Origin of the sequence: Hydrophilobacter chitinilyticus (assembly GCF_049860745.1) — a bacterium.
Taxonomy (GTDB): domain Bacteria; phylum Pseudomonadota; class Gammaproteobacteria; order Burkholderiales; family Burkholderiaceae_C; genus Rhodoferax_B.
Genome location: NZ_CP187561.1, coordinates 1,934,267 through 1,954,966 on the forward strand (window position 1 = coordinate 1,934,267; position 20,700 = coordinate 1,954,966).

Annotated in this window: 20 protein-coding genes; 12 read left to right on the plus strand and 8 right to left on the minus strand. The window is 59.1% G+C overall.

Going from position 1 to position 20,700, the window contains the following annotated elements:
• Positions 1 to 156: 156 nt before the first annotated feature.
• From ACPWMG_RS08715 to ACPWMG_RS08740, 6 genes are all read right to left on the minus strand, one after another.
• The gene (locus ACPWMG_RS08715; RefSeq protein WP_483304249.1) at positions 157 to 1,812 is read right to left on the minus strand and encodes an ABC transporter substrate-binding protein; all 1,656 of its coding nucleotides are present in this window, start codon (positions 1,810 to 1,812) and stop codon (positions 157 to 159) included.
• A gap of 165 nt (positions 1,813 to 1,977) precedes the next feature.
• A complete protein-coding gene (locus tag ACPWMG_RS08720) occupies positions 1,978 to 3,024 on the minus strand; it encodes a peptide ABC transporter ATP-binding protein (RefSeq protein ID WP_483304250.1) in 1,047 nt (348 codons plus the stop codon).
• Positions 3,021 to 4,058, minus strand: coding sequence for an ABC transporter ATP-binding protein (locus ACPWMG_RS08725; RefSeq protein ID WP_483304251.1), 1,038 nt, complete (start codon positions 4,056 to 4,058; stop codon positions 3,021 to 3,023). The genes ACPWMG_RS08720 and ACPWMG_RS08725 overlap by 4 nt, the downstream gene beginning before the upstream one ends.
• Before the next feature lie 10 nt (positions 4,059 to 4,068).
• Positions 4,069 to 4,977, minus strand: a complete 909-nt coding sequence (locus tag ACPWMG_RS08730; protein WP_483304252.1) for an ABC transporter permease subunit — start codon at positions 4,975 to 4,977, stop codon at positions 4,069 to 4,071.
• An 11-nt stretch (positions 4,978 to 4,988) separates the two neighbouring features.
• Positions 4,989 to 5,999, minus strand: coding sequence for an ABC transporter permease subunit (locus ACPWMG_RS08735; RefSeq protein WP_483304253.1), 1,011 nt, complete (start codon positions 5,997 to 5,999; stop codon positions 4,989 to 4,991).
• 383 nt (positions 6,000 to 6,382) lie between these two features.
• Positions 6,383 to 6,838, minus strand: coding sequence for an SWIB/MDM2 domain-containing protein (locus tag ACPWMG_RS08740; RefSeq protein WP_483305210.1), 456 nt, complete (start codon positions 6,836 to 6,838; stop codon positions 6,383 to 6,385).
• Between the two features lie 342 nt (positions 6,839 to 7,180).
• Between ACPWMG_RS08740 and rraA the strand changes: the two genes are divergently transcribed.
• Entirely contained in the window at positions 7,181 to 7,675 is a 495-nt protein-coding gene (gene rraA / locus ACPWMG_RS08745; RefSeq protein WP_483304254.1) for a ribonuclease E activity regulator RraA, read from the plus strand.
• Between the two features lie 11 nt (positions 7,676 to 7,686).
• Here the strand turns inward: rraA and ACPWMG_RS08750 are convergent, their stop codons facing one another.
• Positions 7,687 to 8,586 (minus strand): DMT family transporter, encoded by a 900-nt coding sequence (locus ACPWMG_RS08750; protein ID WP_483304255.1) that lies wholly within the window; start codon positions 8,584 to 8,586, stop codon positions 7,687 to 7,689.
• A 104-nt stretch (positions 8,587 to 8,690) separates the two neighbouring features.
• Here ACPWMG_RS08750 and ACPWMG_RS08755 point away from each other — a divergent pair, with 104 nt between their 5' ends.
• The 6 genes from ACPWMG_RS08755 (at position 8,691) to aceA (ending at position 15,084) form a co-directional block, all read left to right on the plus strand.
• Positions 8,691 to 9,104, plus strand: coding sequence for a gamma-glutamylcyclotransferase family protein (locus ACPWMG_RS08755; protein ID WP_483304256.1), 414 nt, complete (start codon positions 8,691 to 8,693; stop codon positions 9,102 to 9,104).
• 146 nt (positions 9,105 to 9,250) lie between these two features.
• A complete protein-coding gene (locus ACPWMG_RS08760) occupies positions 9,251 to 10,408 on the plus strand; it encodes an extracellular solute-binding protein (RefSeq protein ID WP_483304257.1) in 1,158 nt (385 codons plus the stop codon).
• A gap of 118 nt (positions 10,409 to 10,526) precedes the next feature.
• On the plus strand, positions 10,527 to 11,633 hold the full coding sequence (locus ACPWMG_RS08765) for an ABC transporter ATP-binding protein (RefSeq protein ID WP_483304258.1): 1,107 nt from the start codon (positions 10,527 to 10,529) through the stop codon (positions 11,631 to 11,633).
• Positions 11,634 to 11,640: 7 nt separating this feature from the next.
• Positions 11,641 to 12,579 (plus strand): ABC transporter permease, encoded by a 939-nt coding sequence (locus ACPWMG_RS08770; RefSeq protein WP_483304259.1) that lies wholly within the window; start codon positions 11,641 to 11,643, stop codon positions 12,577 to 12,579.
• 1 nt (position 12,580) lies between these two features.
• Positions 12,581 to 13,408 (plus strand): ABC transporter permease subunit, encoded by an 828-nt coding sequence (locus tag ACPWMG_RS08775; RefSeq protein ID WP_483304260.1) that lies wholly within the window; start codon positions 12,581 to 12,583, stop codon positions 13,406 to 13,408.
• 356 nt (positions 13,409 to 13,764) lie between these two features.
• The gene (gene aceA, locus ACPWMG_RS08780; RefSeq protein ID WP_483304261.1) at positions 13,765 to 15,084 is read left to right on the plus strand and encodes an isocitrate lyase; all 1,320 of its coding nucleotides are present in this window, start codon (positions 13,765 to 13,767) and stop codon (positions 15,082 to 15,084) included.
• A 76-nt stretch (positions 15,085 to 15,160) separates the two neighbouring features.
• Here the strand turns inward: aceA and ACPWMG_RS08785 are convergent, their stop codons facing one another.
• Positions 15,161 to 15,826 carry a septal ring lytic transglycosylase RlpA family protein gene (locus tag ACPWMG_RS08785; RefSeq protein WP_483304262.1) on the minus strand — a complete coding sequence of 222 codons (666 nt, stop codon included), beginning with the start codon at positions 15,824 to 15,826 and terminating at the stop codon, positions 15,161 to 15,163.
• Between the two features lie 189 nt (positions 15,827 to 16,015).
• Between ACPWMG_RS08785 and thrS the strand changes: the two genes are divergently transcribed.
• From thrS to pheS, 5 genes are all read left to right on the plus strand, one after another.
• Positions 16,016 to 17,923: a threonine--tRNA ligase gene (gene thrS, locus ACPWMG_RS08790; protein ID WP_483304263.1), complete on the plus strand. Its 1,908-nt coding sequence runs from the start codon at positions 16,016 to 16,018 to the stop codon at positions 17,921 to 17,923.
• Between the two features lie 149 nt (positions 17,924 to 18,072).
• Positions 18,073 to 18,618, plus strand: coding sequence for a translation initiation factor IF-3 (infC, locus tag ACPWMG_RS08795; protein ID WP_483304264.1), 546 nt, complete (start codon positions 18,073 to 18,075; stop codon positions 18,616 to 18,618).
• Positions 18,619 to 18,811: 193 nt separating this feature from the next.
• Positions 18,812 to 19,015 carry a 50S ribosomal protein L35 gene (rpmI, locus tag ACPWMG_RS08800; protein ID WP_422828811.1) on the plus strand — a complete coding sequence of 68 codons (204 nt, stop codon included), beginning with the start codon at positions 18,812 to 18,814 and terminating at the stop codon, positions 19,013 to 19,015.
• Between the two features lie 25 nt (positions 19,016 to 19,040).
• A complete protein-coding gene (gene rplT, locus ACPWMG_RS08805) occupies positions 19,041 to 19,400 on the plus strand; it encodes a 50S ribosomal protein L20 (RefSeq protein ID WP_422828812.1) in 360 nt (119 codons plus the stop codon).
• Positions 19,401 to 19,568: 168 nt separating this feature from the next.
• Complete coding sequence (gene pheS / locus ACPWMG_RS08810) at positions 19,569 to 20,621, plus strand: phenylalanine--tRNA ligase subunit alpha (RefSeq protein WP_483304265.1); 1,053 nt, start codon at positions 19,569 to 19,571, stop codon at positions 20,619 to 20,621.
• Positions 20,622 to 20,700 lie beyond the last annotated feature (79 nt).

Genomic DNA, 20,700 nt, shown 5'->3' on the forward strand with positions numbered 1-20,700 from the left:
CTGCTTTGATTTTTGGAGGTTGTATCGAAAATGGAAGCGCCTTACGCTTGGTCAGCAAGCCAGGATGCTCAATTTGATGCATAAAAAAGGGCCGGTGAAAACCGGCCCTCAAACTTCACAAAGAGTCCCAGCCCGTCAAGGCTGGGGGTGTGAACATCATTCCTTGATGTCCACGCCGTAGAACACGTGGCGGCCAAATGGGCTCAGCTTGAAGTCGATGACTTCCTTGCGCACGGGCTTCAACTGCACGGCGTGGGCGATGGTGAACCAAGGGGCTTGTTCCTTGAAAATCACTTGCGCTTTTTCGTACAGGGCGGCACGTTCCTTTTGGCTGCTGACGGTCTTGGCCTTCAGCACCAAGTCTTCAAACGGCTTGTAGCAGAACTTGGCGATGTTGGAGCCGCTGGCGCTTTGCGCTGATGCGCAACCCAGCAGGGTGTACATGAAGTTGTCTGGATCACCGTTGTCGCCGGTCCAGCCCAGCATGCCCATCTGGTGTTCGCCAGCTTGCATGCGCTTGCGGTACTCGCCCCATTCGAAGCTCTTGATCTCCGCCTTCACGCCGATGGCGGCCAAGTCGGCTTGCATCAGCTCGGCAATACGCTTGGCGTTCGGGTTGTAGGGGCGTTGCACAGGCATGGCCCACAGGTCGGTGGTGAAACCGTTGGGATGGCCGGCTTCGGCCAGCAGCTTCTTGGCAGCGGCTGGGTCGTACGCGTCGTCCTTCACGGCATTGTTGTAAGACCACATCGTTGGCGGGATGGGGTTCTTCGCCGCCACGCCGGTGGTCAGGTACACCGCGTCGATGATGGCCTTCTTGTTGATGGCCATGTTGATGGCCTTGCGCACGCGCACGTCGTCAAACGGTTTCTTTTGCGTGTTGTAGGCCAGGTAGCCAACGTTCAGGCCAGGTTGCTCCAGCACCGTGATGTTGGGGTCCTTGCGGATGATGTCCAGGTCAGCTGGGTTGGGGTAGGGCATGACATGGCACTCACCCTTTTGCGTCTTGGCCCAGCGCACCGATGGATCGGGCGTGATGGCGAACACCAGATCGTCGATCTTCGCTTTGCCAGCCCAGTAAGGGGCGAAGGCCTTGTAGCGCACGATCGAGTCTTTTTGGTACTGCACCAGGTAGAACGGGCCGGTGCCGATAGGCTCCTGGTCGATCTTCTCGGGGGAGCCAGCCTTCAGCATGGCAATGGCGTATTCCTTCGACTGGATGGCAGCGTAGGGCATGGCCAGGTTGGCGAGGAAAGGTGCTTCAGGTGCGTTCAGCGTGATCTTGATGGTGTAGTCGTCCACCTTGTCGACCGACTTCAGCAGCTTGGGCATGCCCATGTCGTTGAAGTACGAGTGGTTGGGGCTGGTGACCTTGAAGTACGGGTCGTCCTCTTTCCACTGGCGGGTGAAGGCGAACAAGATGTCGTCTGCGTTGAAATCGCGAGTCGGCTTGAAGTTCTTGTTGCTGTGCCACTTCACGCCCTTGCGCAGGTGGAAAACGTATTCCTTGCCGTCAGCCGAGATGTCCCACTTTTCAGCCAGGGCGGGCACCACCTTCGTGCCGCCGCGCTCAAAGCCGACCAGGCGGTCGTAGATGGGTTCGTTGGCGTCGAACGAAGTACCCGTGGTGTTCACACCGGGGTAGAAGTTTTCAGGGCTGCCTTCAGCACAGTAGACCAGGGTCTTGGCTGACGAGGCGACGGGGGTCAAGGCCAGCAAAGCGGGCACGGCCAAGGCGGCACCCAGCAGAGCACGCTGTAGCGGGCGCAGGCGTTGGCGGCCAACAGCCGCGCGGGGGAGGGACTGGTTCATCTTGACGACTTCCTTCGATTGAATGGCTGCAACGCAGCAGACTGAAAAGCGCGCAGGCGGGTTACGCCTTTGCACCGGGACAACGTGCGGGTCTGGGGTTGCAGACCTGCACAGAATGATAGGAAACGAATCGACTGTGCGCAATGCAAAGTAGACAACTCGTTTTTAGGCGGCAACAGCGGCGGCTGCGGTGTTAGGCACCGCCACACCATCGGCCACACGCTCGGCCTCGTGGCACGACACCAAGCGGCCGTCCAGCGGGCGCAGCACCGGGCGTTCCACGCGGCAGCGTTCTGTGACGTACGGGCAGCGGGTCGAGAACACACAGCCCTTGGGCGGGTTCAGCGGCGAGGGCAGTTCGCCCTTGAGCACGATGCGTTGGCGCGCGACACCCTGGCCGGCGATGCCGGGCGTCGACGCCAGCAGCGCCTGGGTGTACGGGTGCAGCGGCTTGGCGAACACGCTCTTCTTGTCGCCTTGCTCGACCGCATGGCCCAGGTACATCACCAACACGTCGTGGGCGATGTGGCGCACCACACCCAGGTCGTGCGAGATGAACAGGTAGGCCAGGCCAAACTCGTGTTGCAGGTCGGCCAGCAGGTTCAGCACCTGCGCCTGGATGGACACGTCGAGCGCGGAGACCGGCTCGTCGGCCACCACCACCGAGGGGTTGAGCATCAGCGCACGCGCAATGGCGATACGCTGGCGCTGGCCGCCGGAGAACATGTGCGGGTAGCGGGCGTAGTGCTCGGGGCGCAGGCCCACGCGGGCCAGCATGTCGCGGGCGCGGCTGGCGCGCTCGGCGGCATCGAACGGCGTGTTGATGGCCAGCGGGGTTTCCAGCACCTGGCCGATCTTCTGGCGCGGGTTGAGCGAGCCATAGGGGTTTTGAAACACCATCTGCACCGTGCGGCGCAACGCACGCATCTGCTCGCTGGAGGCGTTGACCGCATCCACCTCGCCCAGCATCAGGCTGCCGGCGGTGGGCTTTTCGATCAGCGACACCATGCGCGCCAGGGTGGACTTGCCGCAGCCAGACTCACCCACCACGGCCAGCGTTTGGCCCCGTTGCACCTGGAACGACACGCCGCCTACGGCCTGCAGTTGCGCTGCCGGGCGGAACATGCCGCGGCTGATGTTGTAGACCTGCTTCAGGTCCTTGGCGACCAACACGGGGGCGTTGCCGTTTGATTTTTCGATGGGCGTGCTCATGCTTGCACCTCCGCAGCGATGGCGGCCGCAATGCCGACCGGTTTGTCTTGGGCACGTTGTGCGTCGCGCGACGGGTCTCCCAGCGGGTAGTGGCAGCGCACCTTGCCGTCGGCCCAGGCGCGCAGCAGCGGGCGCTCGGCGCGCGAGTGTTCGGTGGCGTAGCTGCAGCGCGGCGCGAACAGGCAGCCCTTGGGGCGGTCGTACAGGCCGGGCACCATGCCGGGAATGGTGGCCAGGCGGCCGCTGCCGTCGCTGCGGTCGGGCATGGCTGCGAGCAGCGCTTCGGTGTAGGGATGTTGCGGCGAGTTGAACAAATCGGCCGCCTTGCGTTCTTCCATCACCTGGCCGGCATACATCACGGCCACGCGTTGCGCCATTTCAGACACCACACCCATGTTGTGCGTGATCAGCACCAGCGCCATGCCGCGCTCTTTTTGCAGGCTGCGCAGTAGGTCGAGGATCTGCGCCTGGATGGTCACGTCGAGCGCGGTGGTGGGCTCGTCGGCGATCAGCAGGCGCGGGTTGCAGGCAATCGCCATGGCGATCATCACGCGCTGGTTCATGCCGCCCGACATCTGGTGTGGGTAGACCGAAAGGCGGCTTTCGGCCGAGGGAATGCCCACTTGTTCGAGCAGTTCAATGGCGCGGCGGTGCGCGGCCTTTTTGTCCAGACCCAGGTGCAGGCGCAGCGTTTCCTTGAGCTGGAAGCCCACGGTAAAGCAGGGGTTCAGGCTGGTGGTCGGATCTTGGAAGATCATCGCCACGTCTTTGCCGGTGAGCTTGCTGCGCTCGCGCGGGCTCAAGGTCAGCAGGTCTTGGCCAGCGAAGCGCATCTTGTCGGCGCGCACGCGCCCGGGGTAGTAGACCAGGCCCATCAAGGCCATCATGGTCACGCTTTTGCCGGAGCCGGATTCACCCACGATGCCCAGGACTTCGCCTTCGTCCACCGTCAGGCTGACGCCGTCCACGGCGTGCATCACGCTGTTCTGCGAGGGGAACTCGACAGACAAGTTTTCAATTTCTAGTAGTGCCATCGGAGGCCTCTTATCGTTTTAGTTTCGGGTCGAGGGCGTCACGCAGGCCATCGCCTAGCAGGTTGAACGCCAACACCGTGATCAAAATAGCCAGGCCGGGGAAGGTGACAACCCACCAGGCGCGCAGCACGAACTCGCGTGCATCGGCCAGCATGGTGCCCCACTCGGGCAGTGGCGGCTGGGCGCCCAGGCCCAGGAAACCCAGGGCGGCGGCGTCCAGAATGGCGGTTGATACGCCCAGCGAGGCCTGCACGATCAGCGGGGCCGTGCAGTTGGGCAGGATTTCGCTGAACATCAGGCGCAGGCGGCTGGCGCCGTTCATGCGCGAGGCGGTCACATAGTCGCGCGAGGCTTCAGAGATGACCGCCGCACGCGTGATGCGCACGTAATGCGGCAACACCACCACGGCCACGGCCAGCATGGCGTTCATCAGCCCGGGGCCCAGAATGGCCACGATCACAATCGCCAGCAGCAAGCTCGGCAGCGTGAGGATGATGTCCATCAAGCGCATCACGGCGATCTCGAACACGCCACGGAAGTAGCCGGTGAGCAAACCCAAAATGGTGCCGAGGACAACCGAGATAGCCACCACGGCAATGCCGATGACCAGCGACAGGCGCGCGCCGTGCATCAGGCGCGAGAGGATGTCGCGGCCGATGGCGTCGGTGCCCAGCAGGTTGGCGGTGGAGCCGCCTTCTTGCCAGAACGGCGGTTTCAAGAACGCGGCGTTGTTGGTCTGGATGGGCGAGTAGGGCGCGATCCACGGGGCAAACAAGGCGATCAGCAGCACGCCGACCACGATGATGAGGCCGGCCACGGCGCCTTTGTTGGCGCTGAAGTAGGTCCAGAATTCGCGCAGCGGGTGCGGTGGCGCGGGGGCAACGGCTGGCGTTGCGGCGGAGGAGGTAAGCGTATTCATCTTGGGTGAACTCAGTGCTGGTGCCGGATGCGCGGGTTGATGATGCCGTAGGTGATGTCCACCAACAGGTTGATCGCCATCACCATGGTGCCCAGCAGCAAGATGCCGCCTTGGAGCACCGGGTAGTCGCGCCGCGAGATGGCTTCAATCAGCCACTTGCCCACGCCGGGCCAGGAAAAAATGGTTTCTGTGAGGATGGCGCCAGTGAACAACACGCCCACCTGCAGGCCGATCACCGTGACCACGGGAATCAGCGCGTTGCGCAGCGCATGCACGGCCACCACACGAATCTGCGGCAAGCCTTTGGCGCGCGCGGTGCGCACGTAGTCTTCGCCTAGCACTTCGAGCATGGCCGAGCGCGTCATGCGCGCAATCACCGCCAGCGGGTTGGTGCCGAGCACGATCATCGGCAAGATCAGGTGCGAGGCGGCCGACCAGAAGGCGCCTTTTTCATCGGACAACAAGGTGTCGATCAGCAAGAAGCCGGTGGTCGGCTCGATGAAGTATTTGACGTCGATGCGGCCGGACACAGGCGTCCAGCCAAGCTGCACCGAGAACAGCAGGATCAGCAGCAGTCCCCACCAGAAGATCGGCATTGAATACCCGGTGAGCGAGACGCCCATCACCCCGTGGTCGAGGATGGAGTTGCGTTTGACCGCCGCCAGGATGCCGGCCGGAATGCCGATCAGCAGCGCGAACAGCATGGCGCACACGGCCAGCTCCACAGTGGCAGGAAACAGCGAGGCAAATTCGCGCAGCACAGGCTCTTGCGTGATCATGGATTTGCCCAGGTCGCCATGCAGCACGCGTTCGATGTAGATGCCGTACTGGGTGAGCATGGGCTGGTCGAGCCCGTACTCTTTGATCAGGGCGGCGTGGCGTGCGGGGTCGATACCGCGTTCGCCGGCCATGGTTTCAATGGGATCGCCCGGCACCAGCCGGATGAGGAAAAAGGCCAGCAGCGTCATCCCAATGAAGGTAGGGATGATCAGGCTCAGGCGCGTGAGCAGGAAACGAAACATGTCAACGTGGGAATTAGTTTTATGAGGGAGCAGTCAGTTGCGAAGCCGCTGCCTAGTGGGCATGGCCGCAGTCTGACGCCAAAGCGGGGCTGGAAACAACCCCGGAAACCCCGAACTGGTTTAGAACTAAATGAAAGGAAAAATGCATGGCGGCGGACTATGCATGAACTGTGCCTGTATGTACAAGTCGTAGGGCTATGGACTTGTCGCTAACGCGTCACAAATTTGTTACACCGGTGGGCAGGCCTTGCGGCGCGGGCCAATTTCGATTATTTGGCAAGCCATTTGAAAAGCATGCATACGGTATAGAGAGTGCGTACAGACGAAAAAAAGCCGCAACGCGTGCGGCTTTTTCGTGGGCGCTGAATGCGCTCGTTGAAGGTTTACTTCAGGTGCTTGCCGACCAGGCCGGTCATTTCAAACATCGTGACCTGGGCCTTGCCGAACACTTCCTTCAGCTTGGCGTCGGCGTTGATCAGGCGCTTGTTGATCTCATCTTGCAGCTTGTGCTTCTTGATGTAGACCCACATTTTGCTGACCACTTCGGTGCGTGGCAGAGGCGTTGCGCCAACGATGGCGGCCAGTGCTGCGCTGGGGGTCAGTGGCTTCATGAAAGCGGCGTTGACGGCGCGCTTGACAGGAGCCTTCTTGGCTGCGGGGGCCTTCTTGGCCGGAGCAGCTTTCTTTGCAGGAGCTGCAGCCTTCTTCGCAGGAGCGGCGGCCTTCTTGGCCGGAGCTGCCTTCTTAGCGGCTACTTTGGTTGCCGGAGCTGCTTTTTTTGCTGGTGCAGCTTTCTTGGCGGGAGCAGCTTTCGCTGCGACTTTCTTTGCAGTTGCCATGATTGAAGATGTCCTTCTTGGTTTGGATTTATCACCAGCGAAAAGAGGCTTCTCTACCGGTGCGCAAATGCTACTGGAGATGAACCACGTTTCCAAGGGGAAAAGCGCATTTTTCTCTCTGACAACACACGGTTTTACGTCAGAAAGCAACGCTTGGTGCCCTCTGAGGCCGTAAAGAGGGCTTGCGAGACACATCCGTCGTGCATGCCGTGGTGTCTTGAGTGCCTTCAAGTTGCGTGGGTTGTGCGTCGCATCGTGTGCTGCGTTGCGATGGTTTGGCGTGCGTGGCATGCTCTGCGCGGATTACTTTTTGCCATGCATTTCTGATGAGGACCTCAAGACATGACCACCTTCGCTACTTGTGATCTCTGCGACGCCCACAAGCTCGACAGCTCGGGCAGCTTTCGTGTGCTGCCACCCGTGTTCCGCGACTTCGGCGCTGTGCGCCAGTTCCATGGTGTGGTCGAGACCGTGAAGTGCTTTGAAGACAACAGCCTGGTGAAGGCTGCGGTCGACAGTCCCGGCCTGGGGCGTGTGCTGGTGGTCGACGGTGGTGGCTCGTTGCGCCGTGCGCTGCTGGGCGGCAACCTGGGTGCGGCGGCGGCGCGCAATGGCTGGGCCGGTGTGGTGATCGACGGTTGTGTGCGCGACGTGGCCGAGCTGGCCACCCATCAGGTGGGCATTCGTGCGCTGGCCAGCATGCCGCTGCCCACTGAGAAGCGCAACGAGGGCGAGCGCAGCGTAGCCGTGTTGGTGCAGGGCGTGTGGGTACGGCCGGGCGACTGGTTGTACGCCGATGCCGATGGCATGGTGCTCAGCACCAAGGCCTTGGTCTAGGGCGCCATGAGTTAGAGCGCGCGGTCTTGCAGCTCCGGGGAGCGTGAAGGCAAGGTCGCCAACACCACACCCGCCAGCGCAATCGCAAACGCCAGCAGTTGCATGGCGTTGACCGACTCACCCAGGAACATCACACCGACCAGCGCCGCAGAGATCGGCAACAACACCGAGAACACCCCCGCCTGCGCCGCTGGCACCGAGCGCAGGCCGGTCATCCACAGCCACACGGTCCACACACTCGCGGCCAAGGCATAGAACACCAACAGCACCCACACCCCCACAGGCGGGGCTGAAAAATCAAACGACAAGGCCAGATAGAGGCCCATAGGCGTCATCAAGACCAGTCCCCATAGGTTGATGAGGGCGCTGATGCGTTTCGGCCCCAGCGCCCCTGTGAGCTTCTTACCCACCACGGCATAAATCGCCTCGCATAACACCGAGGCCATCACCAGCAGATTGCCCAGCATGGGGCTGCTGTAAGAGAAAAGGCCTTGCGATGCGCTTTCAACATGCGCGGGAAGCTCGTGTTTTGATAGCGACAACAGGCCGATGCCGAGCGCACCGCAAGCCACGGCAGCCCAGGTGCGCTGCGTGATGCGCTCACCCAGCAGCGCCCAACTGAGCAAGGCTACGGCGGCCGGAATGCTGGCCATGATGACGCCGGCCGACACCGCATTGGTCATGCTCACGCCGTAGACCATGCAGATGGTGAAGAGAAAGTTGCCGAAGAACGATTCGATGAACACCAGGCCACGCAGGCGTGGAGAGAGTGGTGCTTCAGAGGCCGGCTTCTTCAGCCACGGCAGCATGGAGAGCGCGCCGATGCCGAAGCGCAGCCAGGCCAGCAGAAAGACGGGGAGGGCGGCGGCGAGCGGCTTTGACAGGGCCACGTAGCTGCCCACCAAACACATGCTCAACCCCAAACAAAGATAGGCGACACCGGGGCGGGGCTGCGAATTTATTAGACTCATGCGCTGATTGAACTGATCTTGTTCTATTTGAATTGGCCCGCATCATGCCCGAAACCTCCAGTCCATCTTCTCGGTATGTCTTCGTCTACGGCACCCTGCGCAAGGGCGACGACAACGACATCACCCGCCTTGCCCCTGCGCCGCAGTTTGTGGGCCATGCGGCTATCGAGGGCGTCATGCACCATTTGGGCGCCTACCCCGGGGTGTTGTTGGCGCCGGGGCCGTTAGGTCGTACCGTGGTGGGCGAGGTCTATGCCATCGAGCCCGCGCTGGAGTTGAAGCTCGACGAGATCGAGATGCTCTACCCGGAAGAGAAGGACGAATACCTCAAGCGCGAGATCCCCGTGCAGGTCGACGGGCGCACCCTGACGTGTGTGCTGTATGAGATCAACCCCCGCTACACCGTGGGCTGCCCGGTGATCGAAAGCGGCGACTGGGTGCGGGGGCGGCATCTTTAGACCGTCAACAGGCTCTTAGACCGTTGCCGTAAAAGGTAAATCCGCCGCGAAGGGCGCGAGTTTTCTTACAATCCCCGCCGGGCACGTGTCTTGCGGCGTGTTTTCTTCCTTTTTTCAACGGTACATCATCAGGAGTAGTCGGCTTTATGAACAAGCGTCTTTGGGTTTTCGCACTGTCCGCTTTGGCTTTGGCTGCTTGCGGAAAAAAGGAGGAGGCGGCTGCACCCGCAGCGGCCCCGGCCCCGGTGGCGAGTGCTCCCGCAGCCGAGCCTGCGGAAGAGAAGGTGCTGAACGTCTACAACTGGCCCGACTACATCGCCAAGGACTTGATCGCCAACTTCGAGAAAGAAAGCGGCATCAAGGTCAACTACCAAACCTTTGAGAACAACGAAGCCCTGCAAGCCAAGCTGGTGGCGGGCAACAGCGGCTACGACCTGGTGGTGCCAGGGGCCGTGTTCGTCAAGGCGCAGATCGACGGTGGTCTGCTGGCCAAGCTCGACAAAAGCAAGATCCCGAATTACAGCAATCTCGACCCCGACCTGATGGCCAAGCTGGCCGGCGTGGACGCGGGTAATGAATACGTGGTGCCCTGGGCCTGGAGCTACACCACGGTGGGTATCAATAAGAGCAAGGTGACCAAGGCCCTGGGCGGCACGCCCTTGCCGGAAAACGCCTGGGACCTGGTGTTCAACCCCACCTATACGTCCAAGCTCAAGTCGTGTGGCATTGCGTACCTGGATTCGCCGACCGAGGTGATTCCGCCCGCCATGCACTATCTGGGCAAGAACCCGTACTCCAACGACGCTGCCGACCACCAAGCCGCTGGCACCATGCTGGCCAAAGTGCGCAGCGACATCCGCCTGTTCTCCAGCGCCATGATCGACGACCTGGCCGGTGGCAAAGCCTGCGTGGCGCTCGGCTGGGCCGGCGACATGAACATCGCCAAGGCACGTGCCATTGAAAACAAAAACGGCAACGACATCGAAGTGCTGCTGCCCAGCACAGGCGGCCTGATCTTCATGGACAACCTGGCCGTGCCCAAGGATGCCAAGCACCCGAACAACGCCATGGCGTTCATCAACTACTTCCTGAAGCCTGAAGTCACCGCCACGCTGACCAACGAGTTGAGCTACGCCAACGCCAACAAGGCCAGCTTGCCATTTGTGACGCCCGAGATCGCTGGCGACAAGACGGTGTTTGTCGACGCCGAAAACCTGAAGAAGATGGTGTCGCCTGCCAGCTTCAGCAACGAAGCGCGTGAATCCATGAGCAACGTGTTCACCCAGTTCAAGAAGGGCAAGTAAGCTCTGCCGCTGGTGCTCTTGCCAGCCCACGGTTGCCCTAAGGCGCATCGACCCCCGGTTGGCGCGCCTTTTCCATTTTTTAATCGCCTCTGTTTTTGCCCGCCAGGGCCCACCGCCGATGCATTTCCCTGACCAGTCTTTAGATGGTTTTCTCCGAACGGACCATGTCGTCAAACGATTTGATGACGTGGTGGCCGTGTCCGACGTCTCGATCTCGGTGCGGCGTGGCGAGATCTTTGCCTTGCTCGGCAGCTCGGGTTGCGGCAAGTCGACCCTGCTGCGCATGCTGGCGGGCTTTGAAAAGCCGACCTCGGGCGCGGTGATCTTGAACGGTGTGGACATCACCACGCTGCCGCCCTACGAGCGGCCGATCAACATGATGTTCCAGTCGTATGCGCTGTTTCCGCACCTGAGCGTGTGGGAGAACATTGCTTTCGGCCTGAAGCGCGAAGGCATGCCGCGCGCGCAGATCGATCAACGCGTGGAAGAGATGCTGGGGCTGGTGCAGTTGCAGTCGTACGCCAAACGCAAGCCGCATCAGTTGTCCGGTGGGCAACAGCAGCGTGTGGCCTTGGCGCGCAGCCTGGCCAAGAAGCCGCAGTTGCTGTTGCTGGACGAGCCGCTGGGGGCACTCGACAAGAAGCTGCGCGAACGCACGCAGTTTGAGCTGGTCAACATCATCGAATCGGTGGGCGTGACCTGCGTGATGGTGACGCACGACCAGGAAGAAGCCATGACCATGGCCAGCCGCATTGCCGTGATGAGCGCCGGGCAGGTGCGGCAAGTGGGTACCCCCAAAGAGATCTACGAATACCCCAACTGCCGTTTCGTGGCTGACTTCATCGGCAACATCAACCTGTTCGACGGCAAGCTGACGGTGGACGAGGCTGACCGCTGCGAGGTCACGGCCGACGAAGGTGTGCTGCACATCGGTCACGGGGTGACCGGCGCATTGGGCATGCCGCTGACGGTGGCCGTGCGGCCCGAGAAGATCCAGATCGCCAAGACGCGGCCTGAGGGCGTGGTGCAAAACCTGTTCAAAGGCAAGGTGCGCGAGATCGCCTACCTGGGCAGCTACAGCACTTATGTGGTGGCGATGGCGAGCGGCAAACTCGTCAAGGTCACCGGTACCAACACCAGCCGTACCGAGGCTGGCGACATCACCTGGGACGACGAGGTCTTCTTCTGGTGGGATGGTGCCGCGCCTGTGGCGTTGACGCAGTGAGGGACCCATGAAGAAGTTGGTTTCTTACGCATCGACCAGCGGGCGACGCTGGGTGATTGGTGTGCCGTGGCTGTGGCTGGCGGTTTTTTTCTTGATGCCGTTCTTGATTCTGGTGCGCATCAGCGTGACCGACATGGGTGGCGGCGTCGACCCCTTCGCGCCCTTGGTGCAGTGGGTCGATGGTACATGGCACCTGGTGTTGAAGGCGCAAAACTACAGCTCTATCTTCATCGAGCCAGGTGCAGAGGGCTGGCGCGGCTTTGGTGACACCATCTACATGGACGCCTTCCTCACGGCATTGCGATACGCTGCGTTGACCACGGTGATGTGCCTGTTCATCGGTTACCCGTTTGCTTACTTTATCGCCCGCTCGCGCCCCAGTGTGCGGCCTGCGCTGTTGATGATGGTGATGTTGCCGTTCTGGACATCGCTGCTGTTGCGCGTGTACGCCTGGAAGGGCATCTTGGCCGATCAGGGTGTCATCAACCTGCTGCTGCAGTCGCTGGGTTTAACGACAGAACCTATTCAACTGCTCTACAACGACTTCTCGATGCTGGTGGGCATGACGTATGTCTACTGCCCCTTCATGATCCTGCCGCTGTACGCCACCCTGGTGAAGATGGATGTGCGTCTGCTCGAAGCGGCGCACGATCTCGGGGCTAGCCCATGGCGCGCGTTCTGGTTGGTGACGGTGCCGCTGAGCAAGGCCGGCATCATTTCCGGCTCGATGCTGGTGTTCATTCCGGCACTGGGTGAGTTCGTGATCCCGTCGCTGCTGGGAGGGGCGGAAAACATCGTCATCGGCCGCGTGGTGTGGGACGAAATGTTCAGCAGCAACAACTGGCCGCGCGCGTCAGCCTTGGCCATTGTGCTGATCTTGTTCATTCTGGCGCCGCTGATGCTGCACCACCACTACAGCGCACGCGACACGGCGGGGAAGGACTGACATGAACGGTTTGACCCGCTGGTTGGAGTCTCGTATTGGCCGCGTGTGGATGACGCTGGTGTATCTGTTTCTGTACGCGCCGCTGGTGTTCTTGATCGTGTTCTCGTTCAACAGCACGCGGCAAGACGGCATATTCACCGGCTTCTCGCTACGCTGGTACACGGCCTTGCTGGAAGACTCGCGCCTGGTGCAGGGATTCTTCTTGTCGTTGCGTGTGGCGCTGATCAGCGCCACCTTGTCGACGATTCTGGGCACGTTCTCTGCCTTCGTGCTGGTGCGCTACAGCCGTTTCCGCGGCCGTGCCATGTTCTCGGGTATGGTCAGCGCGCCGCTGGTCATGCCAGAGGTGATCATCGGTCTGTCGCTGCTACTGCTGATGGTGGCCGTGCAGCGCGCCATTGGCTGGCCGGATCGCGGCATGTTGACGATTGTGCTCGGCCACACTTTGCTGGGCATGGCGTACGCCACGGTGGTCATCCAGTCGCGTTTGCGTGAAATGGATCGCTCGATCGAGGAGGCGGCGATGGACTTGGGCTGCCGGCCGCTGCAGGTGTTCTTTTTGGTGACTTTGCCGAACATTGCTGCGTCGTTGATGGCGGCTTGGCTGCTGGCGTTCACCTTGTCGTTTGACGACGTGGTGATCTCAGAGTTTTTGTCGGGCCCAGGCGTGACCACGTTGCCGCAGGTGATCTTCAGCTACGCGCGGCGCGGCGTGAACCCATCGATCTATGCAGCCGCCACCATTCTGATTTGCAGCATCACGCTGGGGGTGCTGGCCTATGGCGTCTACATCTGGCGAAAGCAACGTCTGCAGCGATTGAAGAAGTGAGCCGCGCATAGCGTTCAACGAACGAATCTCCGCTAGTCGCTGCCTTGTCTGAGGCGACAAAAACACGGCCCGGCCACTTGAATGTGCCCGGGCCGTGTTGCATTTCAAGGTGCGTTCAGTCGTTTCACTATGTGGATTGATGAAATGCTGCGTTGCAATAAATTTTCTCAAGATAAGAATTTTTGTTTTGCATTGAGAAATTGAATGAATAAGTTGTTGAATTTAAACAAATAAATATTTGTCTTATATAAGACATAAGATATAAAACTGGTCTTATACAAGACATAAAATTTATTCACCGGGATGAATGTCAGTTCAGACCGTCACCGGATTTCAACAACTTCAGGAGTGAAACCATGCCCCAATCGATCACCGAACAACTCAGCCGTGAACAGCAAATTGCCGCCCTCGAAAAAGACTGGGCCAGCAACCCCCGTTGGAAAGGCATCAAGCGCGGCTATACCGCCGCCGATGTGGTGCGTCTGCGCGGCTCGTTCCAAGTCGAGTACACGCTGGCACGTCGCGGCGCAGAGAAGCTCTGGGGCTTGGTGAACAACGAACCCTACGTCAACTGCCTCGGTGCGTTGACCGGTGGTCAAGCCATGCAGCAAGTGAAGGCCGGCATCAAGGCGATCTACCTGTCGGGCTGGCAAGTTGCCGCAGACAACAATGAATACGCTGCCATGTATCCCGACCAGTCTCTGTATCCTGTGGACTCAGTGCCAAAGGTTGTCGAGCGCATCAACAACGCGTTCAGCCGTGCGGATGAAATCCAGTGGTCGAAAGGTGTGAATCCAGGCGATGCCGGTTACATCGACTATCACGCGCCCATCGTGGCCGATGCCGAAGCCGGTTTTGGCGGCGTGCTCAATGCGTACGAATTGATGAAGGCCATGATCCGTGCAGGCGCTGGTGGCGTGCACTTCGAAGACCAACTGGCTTCTGTGAAGAAGTGCGGTCACATGGGCGGCAAGGTGCTGGTGCCTACGCAAGAGGCCGTGCAAAAGCTGATCGCCGCCCGCATGGCTGCTGACGTCTACGGCGTGCCGAGCTTGGTGATCGCCCGTACCGATGCTGAAGCCGCAGACCTGTTGACTAGCGATTACGACGAGAACGACAAACCGTTCATCACCGGCGAGCGCACGGCCGAAGGTTTCTACAAAACCAAGAAGGGCATCGATCAAGCCATTTCACGCGCCATTGCCTACGCCCACTACGCCGACTTGGTGTGGTGCGAAACCGGCACGCCAGACCTGGCCTTCGCCAAGAAGTTTGCGGATGCCGTGCACAAGGTTCACCCCGGCAAGATGCTAGCTTACAACTGCTCGCCATCGTTCAACTGGAAGAAGAACCTGGACGACGCCACCATCGCCAAGTTCCAACGCGAACTGGGGGCCATGGGCTACAAGTATCAGTTCATCACCTTGGCTGGCATTCATAGCATGTGGTACAACATGTTCGACTTGGCGCAAGACTATGTGGCGCGCGGCATGTCGGCCTATGTGGAAAAGGTGCAAGAGCCCGAATTCGCGGCACGCGACCGTGGCTACACCTTTGTGTCGCACCAGCAGGAAGTGGGAACCGGCTACTTTGACGAAGTCACCACGGTGATCCAGGGCGGCAAGTCGAGCGTGACAGCGCTCACGGGCTCTACCGAAGAAGAGCAGTTCCACTGATTGTTATGGATCAAGGCTGGCTGAAAGGCCAGTTCTCCAAATTGAAAGCGCCACGGGAAATTCTGGGGCGCTTTTTTTATGGCTCGTTTGCTGCCTGAATGCTTGCAGGCGCATCGGCCGCTTGAGCAACCATGTTTTCGTCGTCGGCATCGCTTTCAACGCACGATTTGACGCTCTCACAGGGTTCGACCGATACGCGCGCAACGCCGCGCGCCAGCATGCCAAGCTGCTCGGCAGCGGCGTGGCTGACGTCGATCAACCGGCTGCGGATGTGAGGGCCACGGTCGTTGATTTGCACCACCACACTTTTTCCTGTGCCTAAGGCGGTCACCTTCGCCCAGCTGTGCAAGGGAAGGCTGCGATGGGCAGCGGTGAGCGCTTCAACGTCAAACAACGCGCCTGAGGCGGTTCGTTTGCGGTGAAACTTGTGGCCGTACCAGCTCGCATTGCCAACCTGTGCTTTTGGCGTGGTTAGCGTGGAGGTGGCGGGCGCAGTAGAGGGAGAGGGGCCGTCTTCCGCATGGGTTATGGCAGAGGTGCATAAGCACAAAGCTGCCACAAAGCCCACTGAAAAATGACGGCGAAGGAGGGCCTTTCGCATGGGTATATCGTACCCGGTCAAAAAAGGTGGGCGCCTTGACGACGTCCAACAAGGCCATAACGCTTGGTAAAAGGTGTGTCGTTGTCGGGCTTGTTTGATGCTGTTCAATCGCTTGCAGCATGCGGTTAAAATTGTGCTCATACCCAACCATCTGATAAGAGCGAGAAAGGCACGTCTGGTTATGACACCGCGAACTACACCGGCAGGATTTGTAAAACGTTCTAGGCCGTAGTCCGCGCGCCTTGGGCGTGTTCAGTTATCAAAATAAGAGCAAGCGCGGTCTATCAACCGCGCTTTTTGTTTTTTCGCTCCCCACTTTTCCATTCGATCATGATTCAAATTACGCTTCCTGACGGTTCTAAACGTGACTATCCAGGGCCCGTGACGGTGGCCGACGTCGCCGCATCCATTGGCTCCGGTTTGGCCAAGGCTGCCTTGGCAGGCAAGGTCGACGGCAAAGTGGTGGACACCAGCTTCCAAATTCAAAAAGACAGCCAGTTGGCTATCGTCACGGCCAAAGATGCCGATGGGCTAGATGTGATTCGCCACTCCACGGCCCACCTTTTGGCCTATGCGGTCAAAGAGTTGTTTCCCGATGCGCAGGTCACCATCGGCCCGGTCATCGAAAACGGCTTCTTCTATGACTTCGCTTACAAGCGTCCGTTCACGCCTGAAGATTTGGTTGCCATTGAAAAACGCATGGGCGAGTTGGCCGCGAAAGACGAACCTGTGGTGCGCCGCGTGTTACCGCGCGACGAAGCGGTGGCTTACTTCAAGGAGCTGGGCGAGCACTACAAGGCAGAGATCATTGCCAGCATTCCGAGCAACGAAGACGTATCGCTGTACCGTGAAGGCGCATTCGAAGATTTGTGCCGTGGCCCACACGTGCCCAGCACGGGCAAGCTGAAATTCTTCAAGCTGATGAAGTTGGCCGGCGCTTACTGGCGTGGTGACCACAACAACGAAATGCTGCAACGTGTTTATGGCACGGCTTGGGCCACGAAGGACGAACTGCAGAACTACCTCACCCAACTAGAAGAGGCGGAGAAGCGTGACCACCGCAAATTGGGCCGCGAACTCGATCTGTTTCATATTGACGACCATGCGCCGGGGTTGGTGTTTTGGCACCCTAAGGGCTGGACGGTGTGGCAAGGTGTGGAGCAATACATGCGCCAGGTCTACCGCGACAACGGCTACCAAGAGGTCAAGGGCCCGCAGGTGATCGACAAGACGCTGTGGGAAAAAACGGGTCACTGGGACAAGTACCGCGAGAACATGTTCACGACGGAGTCGGAGAAGCGCGAATATGCGTTGAAGCCGATGAATTGCCCCGGCCATATCTTGATCTTCAAGCAAGGCATCAAGAGCTATCGCGACTTGCCTTTGCGCTACGGGGAGTTCGGCCAATGCCACCGCAACGAGCCTTCGGGCGGCTTGCACGGCATCATGCGGGTGCGTGGCTTCACGCAGGATGATGGCCACATCTTCTGTACCGAAGATCAAATCCTGGAAGAGTGCGTGAATTACACGACGCTCCTACAAAAGGTGTACACGGACTTCGGTTTCAAGAACATCATCTATAAGGTGGCGACGCGTCCAGAGAAGCGCATTGGCTCCGACGAGGTGTGGGACAAGGCTGAGCACGCGCTAATGGAAAGCCTTCGCGCTTCTGGATGCGAATTTGAGATTGCGCCAGGTGATGGTGCTTTCTATGGCCCGAAGATCGAATACACGTTGAAGGACGCCATTGGCCGGCAGTGGCAGTGCGGCACGATGCAGGTCGACTTTTCGATGCCAGAGCGCTTGGATGCCGAATACGTGGGGGAAGACGGTGCGCGTCACCGTCCCGTCATGCTGCACCGTGCGATTGTGGGTAGCCTTGAGCGCTTTATCGGAATTTTGATCGAAGAGCATGCTGGTGCATTGCCCACGTGGCTCGCGCCGATGCAAGTGGCTATCCTCAATATCACCGATTCTCAGAGTGACTACTGTCGTGAAATCGCCAAAACGCTGACGAATCAAGGGGTTAGAGTTCAACTCGATCTGCGCAATGAAAAAATTACGCGTAAAATACGCGAGCACTCGATGCAAAAGCTTCCTTTTATCCTCGTCATTGGCGATAAAGAGAAGGAAGCTGGCGCCGTTGCTGTGCGTGCCCGAGGTAACCAAGACCTCGGTGTGATGTCGCTCCAGGAATTTCAAACCAAAATTACCAGCGATATTGCTTCCAAAGCGTAGTTCCCCAGATCTGCCTTGGCCGCGCATGACATCGGCGACGTTTGCCGCACCCGTTGCGGCCATTTATCAAAAGGACCCTAGCCATCGCTACTGAATTTCGTGACCGTCGTCACCGTGAAGAACGTAAACACCGCCTGAACCGTGAAATCATGGCGCCAGAAGTGCGACTTTCTGGCCCAGACAATGAGCCGTTGGGCATTGTGAGCCTGATGGAGGCATTGCGCCTTGCGGGCGAATACGACGTTGACTTGGTGGAAATCGTTGCAACCGCTAACCCTCCTGTTTGCCGTCTCATGGATTACGGCAAATTCAAGTATCAGGAGCAAAAGCGCGCTGCCGACGCCAAGGCGAAGCAGACGGTGATCGAAATCAAGGAAGTGAAGTTCCGGCCGGGTACTGATGACGGCGATTACAATATCAAGATGCGCAATATCCGGCGCTTCTTGGCCGAAGGCGACAAATGCAAGATTACCTTGCGTTTCCGCGGTCGGGAAATTACCCACCAGGAAATTGGGATGGCGCTGTTGCAGCGTATTCGCAATGACCTGCAGGATTTGATAGTGGTTGAGCAGTTTCCAAAGCTGGAAGGGCGTCAGATGATCATGATGATCGCTCCCGGCAAGAAGAAACCTGGCAAACCGGCAGCCTCCGAGGCTTCTGCTGGTGCCCCTGCCGCCCAACCTTCTGCATCCTGAAGATTTGAATTCGGCTAAACCTATGCTTAGTGCATAGGCAAGCTGATGATGGCTGGCTTTTGCCAGCTGTCTTGAAGGAGGGAAACCTCTTTCAAAAATGGCGTGGTCAAACGCGCCATAAGAAGTGGCTCGGGGCCAACAAGTCTGGGATCGGTTCCTAGCGCCTCACGAGCACAACAAAAGGAGCATGAACATGCCCAAAATGAAGACCAAGAGCAGCGCGAAAAAGCGTTTCCGCGTCCGTCCAGGTGGCACCGTTAAGCGCGGTCAAGCCTTCAAGCGTCACATTTTGACGAAGAAGACCACCAAAAATAAACGTCAGCTGCGTGGTGCTGTCACTGTCCATGAGACCAATATGGGTCACATGGCGCAGATGTTGCCCGGCCGCGGCATTTAATTAACGACGAACAAGGAGTACACACATGCCTCGCGTCAAACGTGGTGTAACGGCTCGCGCCCGACACAAAAAAGTTCTCGCCCTTGCTAAGGGTTTCCGCGGTCGCCGTGGTAATGTCTTCCGTATCGCCAAACAGGCGGTAATGAAGGCTGGGCAATATGCCTACCGTGACCGCCGCAACAAGAAGCGCGTTTTCCGTCAACTGTGGATCGCCCGTATCAACGCCGCTGCGCGTGAATGCGGCTTGACCTACAGCCAATTTGCCAACGGCCTGAAGAAGGCTGCGATCGAGATCGACCGTAAGGTTCTGTCTGATATCGCTGTGCATGACAAAGCTGCTTTCGCCAGCATCGTGGAACAAGTTAAGGCCAAGCTGGCTGCTTGAACTTCACGGTAGGCGTCATCTTATGGATGGCGTTTTGTGAAAATATGACAAGGGCTAGGGCTTCATAAGCACTAGCCCTTTCTTATTTCATTTTCAGATCCATCGTGCGTGCGAGATTCACAAGACACACGGTTGATCTGTAAGTGGAATCATTCCTTAGAGGGTTTTATGAACGAGTTGGATGCGATCGTCGCCGCTGCAGTTGCGGGTTTCTCTGAGGCCGCTACGCCTGCCGACCTGGAAAACACCAAGGCCCAATTTTTGGGCAAGTCTGGCCGCATCACGGAGTTGATGAAGGGCATGGCGGCACTCAGCGTAGAAGAAAAAAAATCTCGCGGTGCAGCCATCAATCTGGCCAAACAAGCGATTGAAGCAGCGCTCAATGCACGCCGCCAAGCCTTGGCTGATGCCGAGTTAGATGCTCAACTCAAAGCCGAGGCGTTAGACGTGACCTTGCCCGGTCGCCAGCGCGCGCAAGGTGGCTTGCATCCGGTTTCGCTCACGCTGGAGCGGATCGAGGCGATCTTCGGCTCCATGGGATTCGAAGTGGCGCAAGGCCCTGAAATTGAAACCGACTGGTTCAACTTTACGGCGCTCAACACGCCCGAAGATCACCCAGCGCGTTCGATGCACGACACGTTCTACGTCGAAGGCGGCACCAGTGCAGCGCCAAACTTGTTGCGCACCCACACCAGCCCGATGCAGATTCGGCACGCCGTGCAGCACGTCAAGCGCCATCGCGCGCGCTTGGACGCTGGCCAGGACATGCCTGAGATTCGCGTCATCGCACCGGGCCGTACGTACCGTGTCGACAGCGACGCTACCCATTCCCCCATGTTCCACCAATGCGAAGGCTTGTGGATTGGCGAGAACGTCTCTTTCAAAGATTTGAAGGTGGTGTTCACCGATTTCTGCCGCACCTTCTTCGAGTCGGACGACTTGGTACTGCGTTTCCGGCCGAGCTTCTTCCCGTTCACAGAGCCGAGCGCTGAAATCGACATTCAGTTCCAAAGTGGCCCGCTGGCTGGCCGTTGGCTGGAAGTGGCAGGCTCCGGTCAGGTGCACCCGAACGTGGTGCGCAACATGGGCCTCGATCCTGAAAAGTACGTGGGCTTCGCCTTTGGCATGGGGCCAGACCGTCTGACCATGTTGCGTTATGGCGTCAACGACCTGCGGCTGTTCTTCGACGGCGACCTGCGTTTCCTTTCGCAGTTTCAGTGAACGAAGCGGTTCTCTAGCATTTCACGCAGCAGGCGGTTCTTCAGGATTAAAACCTACGATCTCCGTCTGCTCCTCTCCC

Bases quoted from the DNA above. Each gene is read 5' to 3' on its own strand.
- ACPWMG_RS08715 (WP_483304249.1), bottom strand. From the start codon at position 1,812: ATGAACCAGTCCCTCCCCCGCGCGGCTGTTGGCCGCCAACGCCTGCGC.
- ACPWMG_RS08720 (WP_483304250.1), bottom strand. From the start codon at position 3,024: ATGAGCACGCCCATCGAAAAATCAAACGGCAACGCCCCCGTGTTGGTC.
- ACPWMG_RS08725 (WP_483304251.1), bottom strand. From the start codon at position 4,058: ATGGCACTACTAGAAATTGAAAACTTGTCTGTCGAGTTCCCCTCGCAG.
- ACPWMG_RS08730 (WP_483304252.1), bottom strand. From the start codon at position 4,977: ATGAATACGCTTACCTCCTCCGCCGCAACGCCAGCCGTTGCCCCCGCG.
- ACPWMG_RS08735 (WP_483304253.1), bottom strand. From the start codon at position 5,999: ATGTTTCGTTTCCTGCTCACGCGCCTGAGCCTGATCATCCCTACCTTC.
- ACPWMG_RS08740 (WP_483305210.1), bottom strand. From the start codon at position 6,838: ATGGCAACTGCAAAGAAAGTCGCAGCGAAAGCTGCTCCCGCCAAGAAA.
- rraA (WP_483304254.1), top strand. From the start codon at position 7,181: ATGACCACCTTCGCTACTTGTGATCTCTGCGACGCCCACAAGCTCGAC.
- ACPWMG_RS08750 (WP_483304255.1), bottom strand. From the start codon at position 8,586: ATGTGTTTGGTGGGCAGCTACGTGGCCCTGTCAAAGCCGCTCGCCGCC.
- ACPWMG_RS08755 (WP_483304256.1), top strand. From the start codon at position 8,691: ATGCCCGAAACCTCCAGTCCATCTTCTCGGTATGTCTTCGTCTACGGC.
- ACPWMG_RS08760 (WP_483304257.1), top strand. From the start codon at position 9,251: ATGAACAAGCGTCTTTGGGTTTTCGCACTGTCCGCTTTGGCTTTGGCT.
- ACPWMG_RS08765 (WP_483304258.1), top strand. From the start codon at position 10,527: ATGCATTTCCCTGACCAGTCTTTAGATGGTTTTCTCCGAACGGACCAT.
- ACPWMG_RS08770 (WP_483304259.1), top strand. From the start codon at position 11,641: ATGAAGAAGTTGGTTTCTTACGCATCGACCAGCGGGCGACGCTGGGTG.
- ACPWMG_RS08775 (WP_483304260.1), top strand. From the start codon at position 12,581: ATGAACGGTTTGACCCGCTGGTTGGAGTCTCGTATTGGCCGCGTGTGG.
- aceA (WP_483304261.1), top strand. From the start codon at position 13,765: ATGCCCCAATCGATCACCGAACAACTCAGCCGTGAACAGCAAATTGCC.
- ACPWMG_RS08785 (WP_483304262.1), bottom strand. From the start codon at position 15,826: ATGAGCACAATTTTAACCGCATGCTGCAAGCGATTGAACAGCATCAAA.
- thrS (WP_483304263.1), top strand. From the start codon at position 16,016: ATGATTCAAATTACGCTTCCTGACGGTTCTAAACGTGACTATCCAGGG.
- infC (WP_483304264.1), top strand. From the start codon at position 18,073: ATGGCGCCAGAAGTGCGACTTTCTGGCCCAGACAATGAGCCGTTGGGC.
- rpmI (WP_422828811.1), top strand. From the start codon at position 18,812: ATGCCCAAAATGAAGACCAAGAGCAGCGCGAAAAAGCGTTTCCGCGTC.
- rplT (WP_422828812.1), top strand. From the start codon at position 19,041: ATGCCTCGCGTCAAACGTGGTGTAACGGCTCGCGCCCGACACAAAAAA.
- pheS (WP_483304265.1), top strand. From the start codon at position 19,569: ATGAACGAGTTGGATGCGATCGTCGCCGCTGCAGTTGCGGGTTTCTCT.